Origin of the sequence: Aquabacterium sp., assembly GCF_016195855.1 — a bacterium.
Taxonomy (GTDB): domain Bacteria; phylum Pseudomonadota; class Gammaproteobacteria; order Burkholderiales; family Burkholderiaceae_C; genus Aquabacterium.
In genome coordinates this window covers 19,184-37,119 of the sequence record NZ_JACPYU010000006.1, presented here as the reverse complement: position 1 = coordinate 37,119, position 17,936 = coordinate 19,184, and the positions used below count along the sequence as shown (strand labels likewise).

Below are 17,936 nucleotides of genomic sequence, written 5' to 3'. Positions count from 1 at the left end.
CATCAGCGTGAGCGGGCTGGCCTCGGGCCGCAACGCAGGCACCTACACCTCCAACCTGAGCGTGGGCGGCAACGACGCCGGCAACTATGACGTGACCGTCAGCAACGCCAACCTGGTCATCGGCCGCGCTGCGTTGACGCTGAGCGCAGGCAGCGATAGCAAGACCTATGACGGCACGACGGCCTCCAGCGGCACACCCACCGTCAGCGGCTTGCTGAGCAACGACACCGTGACGGGCCTGAGCCAGGTCTACGCCAACAAGAACGCGGGCACCGGCAAGACCATCACGGTTGGCGGCTACACGCTCAACGACGGCAACCAAGGTGGCAACTACGAAGTCACCACCGTGGCCAACACCAGTGGCGTCATCACACCGGCCCCCACCGTGACGCCAACGCCCACCGTCACACAGGCCTTGCCCACGGTTGAACAGTTCCTGCCCAAGACCGCCCCTGTACCCAATTTCCCTGACAACGCGCTGCACGCTTTGGGCCCCAACCCCCAAAGCCCCGGCGCAGGCAACCTGAACTACGTCAGCCTGAGCACGAGCGAGGCACCACGTAACGCCACGCTCCAGCAACCGCGCGCAGCCCCCCTGGTCAGCACGACCAGCACGACCAACTCGACCAGTGTCGCCAGTGCCAGCAATGACACCAGCAACAGCACCGAGGGCCAGGTAGGAGAGCGCGTCAGTGACACGGGCAACAACCGCAGCCGCCTTGCTCGACCGGGCATCGCGGGGACGGCCGTTCCCAGCGCCAATGGGCCTTTGGACATCTATGTGATTGACGGCGGCATCAATTCCGGCACCAATACGCGTTCGGCCAGGGCAAACTGAACCCGACGTCAAACGCCCCAGACCACACTATTCAACACACGGGACTCACGTTGAAACGCACCGCTGATCCGCACCGCCTGATGGCCGGGATTTGCCTGGGCCTGATCGCCCACGCCTCGCCCAGCTTCGCCGCCACCGAGCTCCAAGGCCCGACGCCCCCCGCGCCGCAGACGGCCGATCCGGCCGCCCTTCCCCGATCCACGCCCGCACCTGCCATCGCCGGAGAGGTGTCGGGCGGCGCCCGCGTGAAGATCACCCGGTTGCAGCTGGAGGGCTGCCGCGCCATCGCCTGCACCGCCCTGCTCGAGCGCCTGGGTCCTTTGCCGGAGCAAGCCCTGAACCTGCGCGACATCGAGGGCCTGGCCCAAGGCGTGGCGGGCCTCTACAAGCAGTCCGGCTACCCATTCGTCCAGGTTGCGGTGCCACCGCAGCGGGTCAATGACGGCGTGCTCACCCTGCGGATCGTTGAAGGCGTGCTGGGCAAGGCCACCGTGGAGGGCAAAGACCCCCTTGTGCCCTCTGCGCAGCCCTTCCTGACCCACGGCTTGCCACAAGGCGAGCCCATTCGTGAAACGTCCATCGAGCGCACCATGCTGCTGCTCAATGATCAGCCCGGCTTCAAAGTGCGGCCTGTGCTCAAGCCCGGTGCCCAGTTGGGTGAGGGCGATCTGGTGGTGGGCGTGGAACGTGAGAACCATGTCTCCGGCGAACTGGGGCTGGACAACATCGGCAGCCGCAGCACCGGGCCCTATCGCGCCAAGGCCTCGCTGGCCGTCAACAGCCCGTTCCGCTTCGGTGACCGCCTTGCCATCAACGCCCTGCGCACCAACGAAAACATGTGGCTGGGCTCGCTGGACTACGATGCCCCACTGGGTGTCGAAGGATGGCGAGGCCAGATCGGCTGGGCACGCACCAGCTACCAGCTTGGTGGCGCCTTCGCCGCGCTGGAGGCCCATGGTTATGCCGACACAGGCACTGTCAAGCTGAGCTACCCCATGCTGCGCTCGCAGGTGTCCAATCTGCTGCTGTCCACCACGTACCTGCACAAGAACCTGCAAGACCGCTACGACGCGGCCGACCTCGTCAAAGACAAATCCAGCCAGTTGCTGATGCTGGCCGCGCAGTTCGATCACCGTGACGGCCTGTTCGGCGGCGGTGTGAGTTACGGCCAGATCAGCCTGAGTGCCGGGCAATTGCAGTTGGATGCGGCATCGCAGGCCGTCGACGACACCACGGCCCGCAGCGCCGGGCACTTCACCAAAGCCAATATCGACATCGCCCGTATCCAGAAGCTGACAGGCGCGTTCAGCGCTTACGGCCGGGTATCGGCGCAATGGACACCCGACAACCTGGACTCGTCCGAGAAATACGGCCTGGGCGGCTTCCTCGGTGTGCGCGCCTACCCCTTGGGTGAAGCCACGGGCGACAAAGGCTGGCTCGCCCAGTTCGAGTTGCGCATGAGCACGGGGGACTTCACACCCTTCATCTTTGCCGACGCGGGCCAGATCAAACTCAACGCCCATCCGTGGGACGACAGCGTGGCCAACCAGCGCACGATCGCCGGCGCCGGCCTGGGTGTGCGCTGGAGCCATCAAGGTTGGAGCGTCGAATCCACGCTGGCCGGCCGGCTGCACGGTGGGGCCTCGCAGGCGGAAACACCCGATCAACCGGTTCGTTTTTTTGTCACCCTCAGCCGCCGATTTGACTGACGCCCCTGGGCGGCACTTGGCGGCAAGGTTTGCGAATGCAGTGAAGCTGGGCCTGATTCTTGCGGCGCATGCTCATGCCCGCCCCTGCTCCGCCCGACAGCCCACGCGCCCGACAAATCCGACACTACGCCCGCAGCCGGGCCTGGTGCGAATGGGAGGAGTTCGACAGTCGGACAGCACAGGTGCACACCGACCTGGGCCAGATGCCCGACATGGGCAAACCGGTGAACCAGGGCGCAGCCCGCCCCCCGCCTTGGCCCCCATTTCACCTGCTGTCCATCCCCGGCATCAGCGCGCACCAGCAAAGGCAATGCGCCGCCTCCTGGCTGGATTCGCGGATGCCACCAGAGCACGACGCCCGCACAGCGGCCATCAGCACCTTCTCGACACCAGCCCGGCCGCGCCAGCCCGGCGCACCACTGCGCATTGCCTACCTGTCCAGCGACTTTCATCAGCACGCCACCGCCCTGCTGATGATCGAGATGCTGGAGGCCCACGACGGCACCCGCTTCGAGCTGCATGCCTACAGCCACGGCGCGCTGGATGACAGCCCCATGCGGCATCGCCTCTTGCGTGCCTTCCATCACTTTCATGACATCCGTGAACTCAGCGATGAGCAGGCGGCCACGGCCATCCATGCCGATGGCATCGACATCCTGGTGGACCTCAAAGGCTACACCGCAGGCAGCCGCACCATGTTGTTGTCATGGCGGCCCGCGCCCATCCAGGTGAGCTTTCTGGGCTACCCGGGCACCCTGGGGCGGGACTTTGTGGACTACCTGGTCAGCGACCGCTTCGTGACACCCCACGCCGCCCAGCCCGATTACACCGAGGCCCTGGCCTGCATGCCGCACAGCTACCAACCACATGGCCGCGCCAGCTTGCCGCCTGGCCAAGGCGGCCCCACCCGCAGCGATGTGGGCCTGCCCGAAGGCGCGTTGGTGCTGAGCTGCTTCAACCAGGCCTGGAAGTTCACCCCGCAGGTGTTCGACATCTGGTGCCGGGTGATGCGCGCCGCGCCGCACAGCGTGCTGTGGCTGCTGCAATGCGATCAGGCAGAAGGCAATCTGCGCCAGGAAGCCCTGGCACGCGGCATCTCGCCACACCGGTTGGTTTTTGCGCCCGACATGCAGCAAGAGGCACACCTGGCCCGCCTGCCCCTGGCCGACCTGGTGCTGGACACCTGGCCCTACAACGCCCACACCACGGCCAGTGACGCCCTGGCCGCCGGCGTGCCACTGATCACCTGTGCAGGCGACACCTTTGCCTCGCGCGTGGCGGGCAGCCTGTTGCAAGCCGTGGGCCTGCCGGAGTTGATCACCAGCACGCCGGCTGACTATGAGGCGCTGGCGCTGGCATTGGCAACAGATGCCGACCGCCTGCAGGCCTTGCGCGCCAAGCTCGGCGGCCTGATCTGCAACGCCGCACTGTTCGATGTGCCCGGCTACACGCAGGATCTGGAAGCGCTGTTCGATCTGATGTGGGCCCGGCACCGCGCCGGCTTGCCGCCTGCCGCGCTGGACCTCTGACCAGCGGCTTTACCGCTGGCGCCAGCCCAAGCTGAGTTCCACGCCAAAGCCCTGCTCAACAGGCACCAGCACGAGTTGCCCACCGTGCGCCCTGGCCACGCGGTCGGCCAGCATCAGCCCCAGGCCCATATCCTGCTCGTAGTGCTGGGTGGCCAGTGCGGCACCAATGCGCTTGCGTGCGGCTTCGTCCACGCCGGGGCCGTTGTCAACCAGGCGGATCACAACCGCAGCAGCGTCATGACGGAACGACACCTGCGCCTGTGTAGCACCATAGCGGACTGAGTTATCCAACAGATTCAACAAAGCCGCCGCGAGCAGATCTGGATCGGCCTCCACCTCGGCATCACCGGTTACGCCGATGGCCAGGCCCGGCAAGGGCAAGTCCTGCACAAAGGCCGCCAAGGTGATATGCCTGGGCCTGATTTCACCGCCACTGCGGAACAGGGACAACAGCGCCGTGACCACCCGGCTGAGCCGGTCCGACGCCTCGCGCGCACGCTGGATGCGCGGCTGCACATTGGCCGGGCTTTCTCGCTGCAGCATGGCCAGCTGCGCCCCCAGCCCGGCCAGCGGCGTGCGCAAGGCATGGGCGGCATTGGCGCTGAAGGCCCGCTCGCTGGTGATGTTCTGCGCCAGCCTGTCCCCCAGGTGCACGATGGCGTCCCGCACCGGGCGCAACTCTTCTCGCGTGGCCAAGGGCGGTGAAGAGCCCGGCTCCAAAGGGTGGTAGTGCGCCACCTGCTGGGACAGGTCCATCAAAGGCCCCAGCTCCCTGCCCGCCCGCCTGCGCAGCCACACGGCGCAAGCCAGGCCCACGGCCAAGGCACCACCGGCTGTCAACAAGGCGGCCTCAAATTGCGCCTGGCTCCGCTCACCATGGGGTTGGGCCACATACAGCATGGTGCCCTGGTCATCAAAGGGGATGCCATACACATGCCAGTCGGGTGAGTCTGCAGACCAGCGTTCGCGGTGGGCCGTGGCCAGCGGCTGCGCCGGCGCGCTGTGCGACCGCCACACCACACGCTGGTCACCCGACACCAGTTGCCAGACCATGCGCTCATGATGCGGCGGCGCTGGCAGCGAACCGCCCGAGCCGATGGGCAAGCGCTCGGCATTGGGCTTGAGCAGGCCATAGAGGATTTCGGCCGACTCCTGCAGCGTGCCATCCAGCACCTCGTCCAGCTTGTGGTGCACGGTGAACCACACCACGCCGAACACGGCCACGCTCCAGGCCAGCGAGACCTGAATCACCACGCGGGACAAGCCCTTGCGGATGGAGGGCGCATCGGTCATGTGCTCACCCTGTAGCCCATGCCACGCACGGTCTCGATCACCTCGGCACCCAGCTTGCGGCGCAGCCGGGATATGTGCACCTCCAGCGAGTTGCTGGCCAGCTCGCCACCCAGGCCCAGCATCAGCGACTCCAGGTCGTTCTTGGACACCACCCGCCCGGCACGTTGCAGCAAGGCCTCCAGCACGCGCCATTCGCGCTGGGTCACGTCGACACGCTCGCCTTGCAGGTACACCGCCTTGGCCATCAGGTCGACCTCCACCTCGCCGATGTGGACGCGTGCGTTGGTGGCCCCGGTCGTGCGCCGTTGCAAGGCGCGCAGGCGGGCCACCAGCTCTTCGGGTGCAAAGGGTTTGACGAGGTAGTCATCGGCGCCAGAGTCCAGGCCTTTGATGCGGTCATCGAGCAGGTCGCGCGCGGTCATCATCACAACGGGGGTGCACACCCCTTTGCGACGCAGCGACCGAATCCAGTCCAGTCCGGAGCCATCGGGCAGTTGCCAGTCCACCAGCAGCACGTCGTAGGGCTCGCCCTGGAGGGCTTGCACATCAAGCAGGCGCTTGCACCAGTCCACAACGTGGCCCTCTGATCTCAGGAATTCGGCCAGGCCGTCGCCCAGGATGGTGTCGTCTTCAAGTAGCAGCAGTCTCATGGGTGTGTCCTCAGGTGCAAAGGTAGCACTGCGGCGGGCACAAGGTCTTAAGCCTGCGTTCAGATTCGCTGCCTAGAGTGCGTGGCAGAACAAATCACATGGATGCCCATGCTGCCTGCCCACTCCTTTCCACGCCTCTTGCTGCAAGCCATGATGTTGGCCGGCCTGAGCACCTACATGCTCCCGTCTGACGCCGCGCCTCAGGCCGCAGACACCAGCCACACCCTCACACTCAAGCCGGCGCAGGTTCAAAGCCTGGGCATTCGCGCAACGCAGATCCAGCCTGCCGGCGATGCCGGGCGCGTGGTGCTGCAAGGCCAGGTCACGCTGCCTCCCTCATTGCTGCGCGTGATCAGCGTGCCCGTTGCGGCGCTGGTTGAACAGGTGCATGCGTCCAAGGGCGATGCGGTCAAGCCCGGCCAGGCCCTGGTGTCCCTCAACGCGCCGCAGATCGTGGAGTGGCAGCGCGAATACCAGCAGGCCATGCTGCAGTTGAAACTGGCACAACAAACCGCCCAACGCGACGAGACCTTGCTGGCCGAAGGCATCATTGCCGGCTCGCGCGCGCAGGCCAGCCAGGCCCAACTGCAGATTGCACAAGCCACGGTTCGGGAACGCGGGCAGTTGCTGCAGATGGCCGGCGTCAAGCCCCATGGCGGCCTGTCTGGCCGCGTGACGCTGAACGCGCCCGGCCGCGGCACCGTCATCGACATGCTGGTGCAACCCGGCCAGCGTGTGGACGCGGGCGCGCCCGTGCTGAAGTTCGCCAGCGAAGGCGCCCTGGCCATCGACCTGCAAGCCTCTGCCGCTGTGGCCCGCCGCCTGCGCAAGGGCGATCTGGTCCGCATCAGTGGTTGCGCCATGCCGGCCACGCTGGTGAGCATCAACACCGAGCTGGACCCCGGCAGCCAGACCCTGGCCTTGCGTGCGCAATGGCCGCAGGCCAATGACTGCGCCCTGCCCCAGCAACGTGTGCAAGCCGAAGTAGCCCTGAGCGCCGACAGCGTCAACCAGACCGCAAGCTGGCTGGTACCCGCCACCGCCGTGCTGCGGCACGACGGGCAGGACATCGTGTTCGTGCAGCGCGGCACCCGCTACCAGGCTGTGGCCGTGCGCGTGGTCAGCCAGCAGGCGGCCAGCGGCCCGCAAACCGCCCAGACACAGATCACCCCCATCGCCCCGGCACAGTTCAAGGCCGATGACCTCGTGGTGAACCAGGGCACGGTGGCGCTCAAGGGTGTGCTGCAAGGCCTGGGAGCGCAATGATGCTCAAGCGCCTGATTGAAGCCGCGCTACTGCAGCGCCTGCTGGTGCTGGTGGCCGCCTGTGTGCTGGTGGGCCTGGGGCTCAACGCGGCAAGGCAGTTGCCCATTGATGCCTTCCCGGATGTCTCGCCCACGCAGGTCAAGATCATCCTCAAGGCACCAGGCATGACGCCCGAGGAGGTCGAATCCCGCATCGTGCAACCGGTCGAGCAGGAGCTGCTGGGCATTCCTGGTCAACGCAGCATGCGCTCGGTCTCCAAGTACGCGATCGCCGACATCACCATCGATTTTGAAGAAGGCACCGACATCTACTGGGCCCGCCAGCAAGTGGGTGAACGCTATGCCAGCGCCCAGGCCAACCTGCCGGCGAACGTGGGCGGCGGCCTGGCCCCGGTGACCACGCCGCTGGGCGAGATGTTCATGTTCACCATCGAGGGCCCCATGTCCCTGCAGGACAAACGCACCTTGCTGGACTGGACTATCCGCCCGCAACTGCGTGGCATCCCTGGTGTGGCCGACGTGAACGCGCTGGGTGGCTCCGTCCGGGCGTTCGAGGTCGTGCCTGATCCGGTCAAGCTGGCCGCACGTGGTTTGTCGATCACGCAGTTGCGCGAGGCCCTGGCGGCCAATAACCGCAACGATGGCGCAGGCCGCCTGATCGCCGGGGAAGAAGCCCTGCTGGTGCGCGCCGAGGGCAGCATCCGCAATCTGGAAGACGTGGCGGCCACCGTGATCGGCCGCCATCAAGGCACGGCCTTGCGTGTGGGCGATGTGGCCGAGGTGCGCATCGGGGCCTTGACGCGCTATGGCGCCGTCACCCGCAATGGCCAAGGCGAAACCGTAGAGGGCTTGGTGCTGGGCCTTCGCGGTGCCGACGCCAACAAGGTGGTCACGCAAGTGCGGGTCAAGCTGGAAGAGATCTCGCGCAGCCTGCCCAAGGGCGTGCACATCGAGCCCTTCTATGACCGAGGGGCCCTGGTCGGCCAGGCCGTGCACACCGTCAGCAAGGCGCTGACCGAGGCCATCGTGCTGGTGTTGGTCTTGCTGCTGCTCTTTCTCGGCCAGTTGCGTGCTGCCGTGGTGGTGGCCATCGTGCTGCCCTTGTCTGCCCTGACCACCTTCTGGCTGATGCGCCAGACGGGGCTGACCGCCAACCTGATGTCCCTGGGTGGCCTGGCCATTGCCATTGGCATGCTGGTGGACTCGGCCGTGGTGGTGGTGGAAAACATCGAGGCCAAGCTGGCGCACCCGGCGCACCCTGAACACAGCGGTGGCATCGGGCAGTTGATCCGCCTGGTCCGCATGGGTGCGGAAGAAGTGGCCACACCCGTGGCTTCAGGCGTGCTGATCATCATGCTGGTCTTCCTGCCCCTGCTGACACTGGAAGGGCTGGAGGGCAAGCTGTTCAAGCCCGTGGCCTTGACCATCCTGTACGCCATGGGCGCCTCGCTGCTGCTGTCGCTGACGGTGATCCCGGTGCTGGCTTCGCTGATGCTCAAGACCGGCGCCCATCAGGACCCGTGGCTGGTGCGCCTGAGCACCAGGGGCTACACCCGCCTGCTCGACAGCGCCTTGCGCCAACCCGCCCCCTGGCTGGCCGGCACGGCCTTGAGCCTGGTGGGTGCCGTGATCGGCTTCCTGATGGTGGGCAAGAGCTTCATGCCCACCATGGACGAAGGCGATGTGATCGTGTCGGTGGAGCAATCACCCGCCATCAACCTGCCCACGGCTTTGCAGCTCAACACACGGGTGCAGCAGGCGCTGATGTCCGTGCACGAGGTCAAAGGCATCGTGGCACGCAGTGGCTCGGACGAGCTGGGCCTGGACCCCATGGGCCTGAACCAGACCGACACCTTCCTGGTGCTCAAGCCCAAGAGCGAGTGGCAGGTGGCCGACAAGGATGCCTTGCTCGACAAGCTGCGTGAACAGCTGCTGCAGTTGCCCGGCGTGGCGACCAGCTTCACCCAGCCCATCGAGATGCGCGTCAACGAGATGATCCTGGGCGTGCGTGGTGACGTGGCGGTCAAGGTCTTCGGCCCGGACCTGGCCATGCTGGGCAAGCTGTCGGCGCAGGTGGAAGGCATCCTCAAGAAGACGCAAGGCAGCGAAGACGTTCAGCTCATCCAGAACAGCGGCCTGCGCTACCTGCGCGTGGTATTTGACCGCCAGGCCCTGGGCCTGCATGGCATGAGCGTGGAGCAAGCCCAGGAAGACCTGCGCACGCTGCTGGAATCCCAAAGCCCGGGCTTCGTGCTGGAGCAAGGCCGCCGCGTGCCCATCATCGTGCGTGGCCCCAGTGCCCTGTCGCTCACACCAGATCTGTTTGCGCAGCTTCAACTGCCCATGAGCGATGGCGCGCCCGTGGCGCTGGCCCAACTGGCCACACTGGAAGAAACCGAAGGCCCCGTCAAGATCGACCGCGAAAACGGCTCGCGCTTTGCGGCCATCACGACCAATGTGCGCGAACGCGACCTGGTCAGCTTCGTGACCGAAGCACAAGCCACCGTGGCCAAGGCCATCCAGCTGCCGCCGGGCTACCGCATCACCTGGGGTGGCCAGTATGAGAACCAGCAACGTGCCGCGCAGCGGCTGGCCATCGTGGTGCCTATTGCGCTGGGCCTGATCTACCTGATCCTGTACACGACCTTTGGCAGTGCCAGGCAGGCCTCGCTGGTCTTCCTCAACATCCCGCTGGCCTTGATTGGGGGCGTGTTCGCCCTGGCTGCGGCGCGCGAGTACCTGTCGGTGCCGGCTTCGGTGGGCTTCATCGCGTTGATGGGCATTGCCGTGCTCAACGGGCTGGTGTTGGTCAACCACTTCAACGAGCTGCTGGCACAAGGCCACAGCGTGGCGGACGCCGTGCGCAACGGCGCCATCCGCCGCCTGCGCCCGGTGCTGATGACGGCCAGCATCACTGCCTTCGGCCTGCTGCCCCTGCTGTTCGCCACCGGCCCCGGCTCCGAGATCCAGCGCCCGCTGGCCATCGTGGTGATCGGCGGCCTGGTGTCCTCCACTGCCTTGACGCTCGTCTTGCTGCCCATCCTGTTCAGGCGCTACGGCGTCAGCGAGGCGGCACGGACATGAGCCACACCACCATGATCAATCATTGCTCACGCGCCTTGTCGGCGCTCACACTGGCTTTGCTGGCCGCTCAAGCGGTGCAAACAGCCCACGCGGCCGAGGCGCCCGCTGACGAACTCCCCCCGGTAGAGCTGGTACGCCAGCACATCCTGGCCCGCCCCGAGGTGCGCGCTGCCGCTGCGGCCCAGCAGGCCGATCAGGCCGATGCCGAGCGGCTCAAGGCGGGCCCCTACGAGTTCACCATGCGCCTGGCCGGGCAGCAACGCCGCACCAGCGAGAAGCTGGCCGATGGCCTGACAGACAGGCAGCGCTACACCGAGACCCAGTTGTCCCTGGAGCGCACGCTGCGCAGCACAGGCAAGGCCAGTCAGGACAGCGCCATCGGTGAAGCCGCCATCAAGCTGGCGCAGATCCGCCGCGCCGATGCCATCCACGAATCATCCAGAGGCCTGCTGAGGGCCTGGGTGGATTGGCTGCGCGAGCAGGCCACCGTCAAGTTGTGGCAAAGCCAGGTGGCAGACCAGACCGAGCTGACGCGGCACGCCGAGCGCCGCGTCAAGGCCGGTGATGCCGCGCGCACCGAGGCCCGCTTGCAGGAAGCCAGCGCCGCGCAGGTGCAAGCCAACCTCATCAGCGCGCAAGCCAGCGAGGCCGCCGCGCGTGCCTTGCTGGACACCCAGTTCCCGGGGCTGACCGCCACAGCACCCACCGAACTCCGGGCCCCGAGCCTGGCTGATTTCCCTGCCGAGCCCGGCACCACCGTCACGCAATGGCTGGAAGAGCGCAGCCACGAGTGGCGCATGGCCCGGCTGCATGCCGAACTGGTGAGCGCGCGCGCCCACCGCATCAGCCTGGACAAATCGGCCGACCCGACCCTGGGCGTGTACGCCGCATCGGAGCGCGGCGGGGCCGAGCGGGTGCTGGGCCTGTCCCTGAGCGTGCCCTTTGCCGGTAGCGCACGCAGCGCGGCAGACCGGCAGGCCCAGGCCCAAAGCGCCGAAGCCGAGCAACAGGCCGAGGCCATTCGGCAGAAGGTCCGCACCGAAGCAGCGACCGCCTGGCTGATGGCGCAGTCGGCCCTGAGCGCCTGGCAAAGCCAGGACCAGGCCCGCCAACGCCACGAGCAGTTGCTCAAGACCATGGTGCGCGGCTGGCAGTTGGGTGAGTACAGCCAGTCCGATGTGCTGCTGGCGCGCCGCCAGTTCATGGATGCCGCGCTGGCGGAAATCAATGCCCGTGCGCAGGCTCGTCATGCCGCCTTGCGCCTGAAGCTGGACCTGCATGACACCTGGGAGTTCGATGATGAGTGATCTGGTGCGCTGGGGCCTGGCCCTGCTGGCAAGCCCCTTGATGTCGGGTTGCGGCGCCGCCATGACCGACCAGACAGAGGGCTACGCGCAAGGCTGGCGCCGCGCACGCGTCGAAGCCATCGTGGACGCGCAAGCGCCCGTTCGATCGGCCTACCGGGACTGCCGCCCGTCTGGCCACACCGCCGCCACCAGCGGCCCCTACGTGCTGGCCAGCTATGCCTTCGGCGGCAACCCGAACCTGCGGCACACCATGGTCGTACCCACTACCCCGGACATGCATGTCGCGGTTGGCCAGCGCATCCGCATCAACATCAGGCATTGCGACGCCGCTTTGCCCGCAGCGCCGACGGCAAACTGAACCGCACCGAGCCGCCATATGCCCTGCGCCGCTAAACTGGCCGGACTCCCACCCGGCCAGGACGCACGCGCATGCACAAGACCCGACTCGAAGCCTTCAGCGATGGTGTGCTCGCCATCATCATCACCATCATGGTGCTGGAGCTGAAAGTGCCGCACGGCGAAAGCCTGGCCACCTTGAAGCCCCTGCTGCCCGTGTTCTTCAGCTATGTGCTGAGCTTCATCTACGTGGGCATCTACTGGAACAACCACCACCACATGCTGCACGCCACGCACAAGGTCAGCGGCGGCGTGTTGTGGGCCAACCTGCACCTGCTGTTCTGGCTGTCCCTGCTGCCCTTCGTCACGGGCTGGATGGGCGAGAACCATTTCGCCGCCCTGCCCACGGCCTTGTACGGCGGCGTGCTGCTGATGGCTGGCGTGGCCTACTGGATCCTGGCGCACGCCATCATCAACACCGAAGGCCAGGATTCCCTGCTGGCCAAGGCCATCGGGCGGGATGCGAAAGGCGTCATCTCGGTGGTGATCTACGCTGCGGCCATTCCGCTGGCCTTCTACAACCAGTGGATCGCCCAGGCCTTGTACGTGGCCGTGGCACTGATGTGGCTGACGCCAGACCGCCGCATTGAGCGGGTGCTGAACTGAAGATCAGGCGGCGTGGCTGCTGCCAGCCAGGGTGCAACGGTTGCGCCCATCCTGCTTGGACCGGTAGAGCGCCTGGTCGGCCTGCGACAAGGCCTGCTTGAGCGCATCACCATGGTCGTTTGAGCCCAGCATCGCCACCCCCACGCTGATCGTGACATGGTCAGACGTGGTTGATGCTTCATGGCGCATGGCCAGGGCCTGCACGGCCTGGCGCACGGCATTGGCAGCCTGCATGGCCTGCGCGGGCACCACACCGGGCAAGACGATCGCGAACTCTTCGCCCCCCCAGCGCGACAGCAGGCCATCGGGCTGCGGCAAGGCCTCTTTGAGCGACTGCGCGATGTGCCGCAGGCACTGGTCCCCGGAGGGGTGGCCATAGCGGTCGTTGAAGGCCTTGAAGTGGTCCACATCGATCAGCAGCAAGGCCGCACCACGGCCAGCAAAGGCCGGATCGCGCAACAGACCATCCAGGAAGTCATCGAAACGGCGCCGGTTGGCCAGGCCGGTCAAGGGGTCCACATTCGATATGTCCTCCAGCTCCCGGTTGGTCTGCTCCTGCTGCTGCCGCAAGGACTGGGTGCGCTCAGTCTGCAAGAAGCGCTGGCGCTCGTCCAGCTCCAGGTTGAAGGCCGAGATCAGCGTGTAAAGCGCCACCACCACGACCAGCAGGCCCATGGGGCCCTCGATGATTGTGTAGGGGTTGGCCTGCCCCTGGCGGCTCACCACGCTGCAGGCATACACCAGCATCGTGAACAAGGAAGAAGCCAGGGCATACCTGAAGCGCAGGCGCTGAACGAGGTTGCCAAAAACCAGAACCGGGATCAGGCCCGCACGGTAACTCACGACGTGCGGGCTCTGCGTGCTCAGCATCACGATGCCCAGGCAGGTTGAGGTCAACATGGTGCCCGCCATGGCGATGAACTCCATGGTCCAGGGTGGCAAGTTAGCCAACCACCAGCGCCGGGTGAAGAAGCCCACCGCCACCAGCACCAGCACCACCGGCGTCAACACGCCCAGGCGCAGGATCACGGACAGGTGGAACACGTCGGGCACCATGTACCAGTCGGAGATCAGAAACAGGTTGCACAGCACCACCGCCACCAGGCCGGACACCAGCAGATGCTGCAGCCGCTCGGGGGCGCTGGCCTGCATGTAGCGGGCCTCCAGCTCAGGTGTGAAGCGCAACCCGCGCGCGTACTGGCCCCGCAGAGCCAGCCAGGCCACGCCCATGTCAACAGGCCGGGTGTGGATCATGCAAGCGCCCCCACCTTCTGCGCGACGGCCTCGTCAGCGCAAAAGCGGTTGCGGCCAGTGGCCTTGGCCTGGTAGAGCGCCGTATCAGTCCGCTGCAACAGGTCAGCCTGACTGCCCTGTGCTGCAGGCCATGCCGTGGCCACCCCCACACTGACCGTGACCACGCGCGCGGTCACCGAGGCCACATGGGGCAAGGCGCAGTCCTGCACCGCCTGGCGCACGCGTTGTGCCACCTCTGCAGCGGCTTCGGTATCGGCTTCGGCAAGCACCACCACGAACTCTTCACCACCCCAGCGTGCCAGCACATCCACCGGGCGGCGCAAGCACGACGCAATGGCCTCGGCCACCACGCACAGGCAACGGTCGCCGGCCTGGTGGCCATAGCGGTCGTTGAAGGCCTTGAAGTGGTCCACGTCGATCAGCAGCAGGGACAAAGGCTGGCCCAGGGTTGCCGCACGCGACCAGGCCTGTGCCAGAAACTCATCAAAAAAGCGGCGATTGGGCACCCCCGTGAGTGCATCGGTGCGGGCCATGGTGTCCAGCCGCGCATTGGCCTCCTGCAAGGTCAGCCGCAAAGCCTGCTCGCGCAGATCCAGCAAAAAAGCCAGCCTGTCGTTGTGCTCGCGCTTGTAGGTGCCGTAGAGCGCAAACATCATGGTGGTGGCCAGCAACAGGAAGGAGCTGATCTTGACCGTGCCGATCACGTCGTGCGCAGCAGACATGGCCACCAGGTGGATCACCATCACCAGGGCAGACAAGACCACCATGGGCCAGAAACGTGCGAACACGGCCACGTAGATGACGACGATGATCAGCTCGACCAGCTTCACATAGGCCAAAGGCTCGGCCGACGTGGCCGACAAGAAAACCATGATCCCGGATGCAAACAGGCCGACCAGCACCACCATCCATTCGTTGAGCTGAGGCAGGCTCAATCGATGCAGCACCTTGAGCAGGACAAGCACCACGGGTGCGTACACGCCAACGCGCATGGTGATGGCCAGCGGCAGCTCCTTGGGCATCATCAGGTAGTCGGCCAGCAAGATGCCGCCAAAAACGAGGAGGGAGTACAGCCCCGCCACGATGAGCTTGAACGTGCGCTCGTCGGCATGTTGAATGACAAACGCCCGCTCCAGCGCAGCCGGGAAGCGCAGCCCCCGGAAGCCTTGACGCAGGGTCTGGTCAACCAGGCCCTGATCCTGCGGTGAAGAAACATCCAGCTCCAAATACCATCTCCAGCCGGTTCGCTACCCGCCGTGGCGCCACGCCACAGCCGGGCCCGCAAGCCCGGGCATCCAATCCATCTTATCGGGGCGCTGGCCAGGCCTTGTAGGCGAAACCACCATTTGGACCACCCCTGTGGCGCAAAAGGCGTGCGATTTCGCGAACGAAGTCACGGCCAGCAGCTTGCGGTACGCTTGCGGCACACACGCCCCCCAACCGCCACCTGGAGCCCTCATGCGCACGCATCGCGCCCTGCCGCTGCTGATCGCCTCCTCTTTGCTGACCGCCTGCGGCACCGAAATGGTCAACCCCGTCACCGGCCAGCTCGAGCGCACGGTGATGGACGAGCCCGCCGAGCTGGCCCAGGGCCAGAAGGCCCACCAGGAGGTGATGAAGCAATACGGCGCCTACGACAACCCACGCCTGCAGGCCTATGTGAACGAGGTCGGCCAGAAGCTGGCCAGCCAGTCCCACCGCGCCCAGCTCACCTGGACCTTCACCGTGCTGGACAGCACCGAGATCAACGCCTTTGCGCTGCCAGGTGGTTATGTCTACATCACGCGCGGCATCATGGCCTACCTGAACAACGAAGCGGAACTCGCCGGCGTGATCGGACACGAGATTGGCCACGTGACGGCCCGACATGGTGCACAGCGCGCCACGCAGCAGCAGACGGCCGGCCTGGGCGTGCTGGCCGCCACGGTGCTGGGCGCCGTGCTGGAAGCCAAGGGCATGAGTGGCGCACAGGACATCGCCAGCCAGGTGTCGCAAACGGCCGCAGCGGGTTACATCGCCTCGTACAGCCGCGAGCAGGAATCCCAGGCCGACCAGTTGGGCGCCGAGTACCTGGCCCGCAACCAGTACAACCCGCAGAACATGGTCGACGTGATCCAGGTGCTCAAGAGCCAGGAGCAGTTCGCCATCGACACGGCCAAGGCCGAGGGCCGCAGCGCGCCATCGGGCGCCAGCTGGCTCGCGTCACACCCCAGCAATGACAAGCGCCTGGCCGACATCAAGGGCATTGCCGCAGCCTATGTTGGCCACTATGTCGACGATGGCCACGCGCGCTATCTGCAGGCCACCGCGGGCATGGCCTTTGGCGAGACGCGGGCCCAGGGCGTGACGCGTGGGCGGAACTTCTATCACGAAGACCTGGGCATCGCCCTGACGGCGCCCGTGGGCTGGCGCGTGATCAATGCGGCGGACGCCATCACCCTGGTCAACAGCGCAGGTGATGCAGGGCTGATCGTGAAGCTGGTGCCCCCGCAAGCGGGCCAGAGCCATGAAGAGGTGATCCGCAACCTCATCAAGCCTGTGGACGGACAAACAGAACACCGCACCGTCAGCGGGCTGAGCGCCACGCACTTTGAAGGCACGGTGCGCAATGCCCAAGGACAGAACAAGGGCGTGCGCCTGACCCTGGTCAGTGGCCCGGGCAAGCGCAACTACCTGCTGCAGTACGCTGCGCGCGACGCGAAGGCCTTGCAAGGCGCCGCCACGCAGATCGCGGAGGCCGAATCGTCCTTCCGTGCGCTGACCGCGGCAGACCGCAGCGCCGCGCGCCCCTGGGCCCTCAAGACCGTGCCCTACCCACGCGGTGGCTTTGCCGAACTGGCGCGCAGCTCACCACTGAGCACGCACGCCGAGGCGCAACTGCGCCTGCTCAACGGTGTCTACAACGGCGGTGATGAGCCCAAGATCGGCCAGGCAGTGAAAGTGGTGAACTGAGCGCCCCACTTAGAGCGACAGGGCCGCATCCGTCGAGATGGCCTCAACGCGGTGCCGCGGCCACTCCCAGGTCCCGGCGGCATCGGTCAGTGCCATCACCTGGATGCTCGGCGCCATCGAGGTCACGCTGCCAAAGATGGTGGCGAACGACACGTCGGCCGCATCACGGCCCGTGCCAAAGCGCACGAAGCCCATGGGGATCGCCGTGCCGGACGGGTCGAACATGTACCAGCGGTTGCCCAGGAAGACCTCCACATAGGCATGAAAGTCCGTGGGGCCCAGCGCCGGGTCCGCACCGTAGTCGATGCCCGTTGTGAACCGCGCAGGGATGCTCAGGGCGCGACACAACGCGATCATCAAGTGGGCAAAGTCGCGGCAGACGCCCACCCGGTCGGTCACGGTGTCCAGGGCCGAGGTGTTCGAGTTGGTGGTGTTCTGCTTGAACTTGACCTGGCGGCGCACCCAATCCTGAATGGCCAGCACCCGTCCATAACCCTGGCGCATGTTGCCGAACTCGGCCATGGCCAGCGCACCCAGGCGGTCTGACTGGCAATAGCGGCTGGGGTAGATGTAGCTCAGCACCTCGGGCGGCAGGCGCGACACCGGGATCTCGGCCACGTCTTCAGGTTGGGCGAAGTGGTGGTGCAGGTCCACGATGGCGTGGTAGCCGACCTGCAGGTTGCCCGGGAAGGCGCTCAGGCGCAGATAACGGTTGTGCGTGGCCTCGTCGGTGAAGACCTGCGGCACCAGGGACTGGCTGATGCGCAGCTGCTCGGTATGCACGCTCTGACAGCGCGTGTGGGCCGCATGGATGTTGAACACGAAATCAGCCCCTGGCGAGCTGATCTCGTAGCTCAGGAGGATGGACAACTCGATGCGAACCATGGGGACCTCGGCGTCAAGCCGTGATGCTTGACACGAAACTCAAGCGATTGAAGCAGTGTAGTCCTCGCAAGCAACAAGCTTGCCAATGCCACTGCGCTACACTGGTCCATCTCGTTCTGCCCCGCGTGAGTGCCCTTTCGGTCCGGTGACGACCTTGCTCGCAGCAAG

At 66.1% G+C, this 17,936-nt stretch carries 14 protein-coding genes; 9 read left to right on the top strand and 5 right to left on the bottom strand.

What is annotated here, in order from left to right:
* The 3 genes from HY019_RS07225 to HY019_RS07215 form a co-directional block, all read left to right on the top strand.
* Nucleotides 1-838 (top strand): YDG domain-containing protein (locus HY019_RS07225; RefSeq protein WP_290689664.1); only part of this gene is annotated, 838 nt, incomplete at its 5' end.
* A 50-nt stretch (nt 839-888) separates the two neighbouring features.
* A complete protein-coding gene (locus HY019_RS07220) occupies nt 889-2,547 on the top strand; it encodes a ShlB/FhaC/HecB family hemolysin secretion/activation protein (RefSeq protein ID WP_290689663.1) in 1,659 nt (552 codons plus the stop codon).
* A 74-nt stretch (nt 2,548-2,621) separates the two neighbouring features.
* Entirely contained in the window at nt 2,622-4,076 is a 1,455-nt protein-coding gene (locus HY019_RS07215; RefSeq protein ID WP_290689662.1) for a UDP-N-acetylglucosamine-peptide N-acetylglucosaminyltransferase, read from the top strand.
* Nucleotides 4,077-4,085: 9 nt separating this feature from the next.
* Here HY019_RS07215 and HY019_RS07210 read toward each other — a convergent pair whose 3' ends face one another.
* Nucleotides 4,086-5,369 (bottom strand): HAMP domain-containing sensor histidine kinase, encoded by a 1,284-nt coding sequence (locus tag HY019_RS07210; RefSeq protein ID WP_290689657.1) that lies wholly within the window; start codon nt 5,367-5,369, stop codon nt 4,086-4,088.
* Nucleotides 5,366-6,019 carry a response regulator transcription factor gene (locus HY019_RS07205; protein ID WP_290689653.1) on the bottom strand — a complete coding sequence of 218 codons (654 nt, stop codon included), beginning with the start codon at nt 6,017-6,019 and terminating at the stop codon, nt 5,366-5,368. The genes HY019_RS07210 and HY019_RS07205 overlap by 4 nt, the downstream gene beginning before the upstream one ends.
* Before the next feature lie 108 nt (nt 6,020-6,127).
* On the opposite strand from HY019_RS07205, the gene HY019_RS07200 reads away from it, so the two are divergent.
* From HY019_RS07200 to HY019_RS07180, 5 genes are all read left to right on the top strand, one after another.
* Complete coding sequence (locus tag HY019_RS07200; RefSeq protein WP_290689651.1) at nt 6,128-7,285, top strand: efflux RND transporter periplasmic adaptor subunit; 1,158 nt, start codon at nt 6,128-6,130, stop codon at nt 7,283-7,285.
* Nucleotides 7,285-10,368 carry a CusA/CzcA family heavy metal efflux RND transporter gene (locus HY019_RS07195; protein ID WP_290689649.1) on the top strand — a complete coding sequence of 1,028 codons (3,084 nt, stop codon included), beginning with the start codon at nt 7,285-7,287 and terminating at the stop codon, nt 10,366-10,368. The genes HY019_RS07200 and HY019_RS07195 overlap by 1 nt, the downstream gene beginning before the upstream one ends.
* Nucleotides 10,365-11,675 carry a TolC family protein gene (locus tag HY019_RS07190; RefSeq protein ID WP_290689648.1) on the top strand — a complete coding sequence of 437 codons (1,311 nt, stop codon included), beginning with the start codon at nt 10,365-10,367 and terminating at the stop codon, nt 11,673-11,675. The genes HY019_RS07195 and HY019_RS07190 overlap by 4 nt, the downstream gene beginning before the upstream one ends.
* Nucleotides 11,668-12,033: a hypothetical protein gene (locus HY019_RS07185; protein WP_290689646.1), complete on the top strand. Its 366-nt coding sequence runs from the start codon at nt 11,668-11,670 to the stop codon at nt 12,031-12,033. Before HY019_RS07190 ends, HY019_RS07185 begins: the two co-directional genes overlap by 8 nt.
* Before the next feature lie 71 nt (nt 12,034-12,104).
* Nucleotides 12,105-12,677, top strand: a complete 573-nt coding sequence (locus HY019_RS07180) for a TMEM175 family protein (protein ID WP_290689641.1) — start codon at nt 12,105-12,107, stop codon at nt 12,675-12,677.
* A gap of 3 nt (nt 12,678-12,680) precedes the next feature.
* On the opposite strand, the gene HY019_RS07175 is transcribed toward HY019_RS07180, so the two are convergent.
* Together HY019_RS07175 and HY019_RS07170 are read right to left on the bottom strand one after the other, a co-directional pair.
* A complete protein-coding gene (locus HY019_RS07175) occupies nt 12,681-13,931 on the bottom strand; it encodes a diguanylate cyclase (RefSeq protein ID WP_290689639.1) in 1,251 nt (416 codons plus the stop codon).
* A complete protein-coding gene (locus HY019_RS07170; protein WP_290689638.1) occupies nt 13,928-15,157 on the bottom strand; it encodes a diguanylate cyclase in 1,230 nt (409 codons plus the stop codon). Before HY019_RS07170 ends, HY019_RS07175 begins: the two co-directional genes overlap by 4 nt.
* A 232-nt stretch (nt 15,158-15,389) precedes the next feature.
* On the opposite strand from HY019_RS07170, the gene HY019_RS07165 reads away from it, so the two are divergent.
* Complete coding sequence (locus HY019_RS07165; RefSeq protein ID WP_290689633.1) at nt 15,390-16,883, top strand: M48 family metalloprotease; 1,494 nt, start codon at nt 15,390-15,392, stop codon at nt 16,881-16,883.
* A 9-nt stretch (nt 16,884-16,892) separates the two neighbouring features.
* On the opposite strand, the gene HY019_RS07160 is transcribed toward HY019_RS07165, so the two are convergent.
* The gene (locus tag HY019_RS07160; RefSeq protein ID WP_290689631.1) at nt 16,893-17,768 is read right to left on the bottom strand and encodes a transglutaminase family protein; all 876 of its coding nucleotides are present in this window, start codon (nt 17,766-17,768) and stop codon (nt 16,893-16,895) included.
* Nucleotides 17,769-17,936 lie beyond the last annotated feature (168 nt).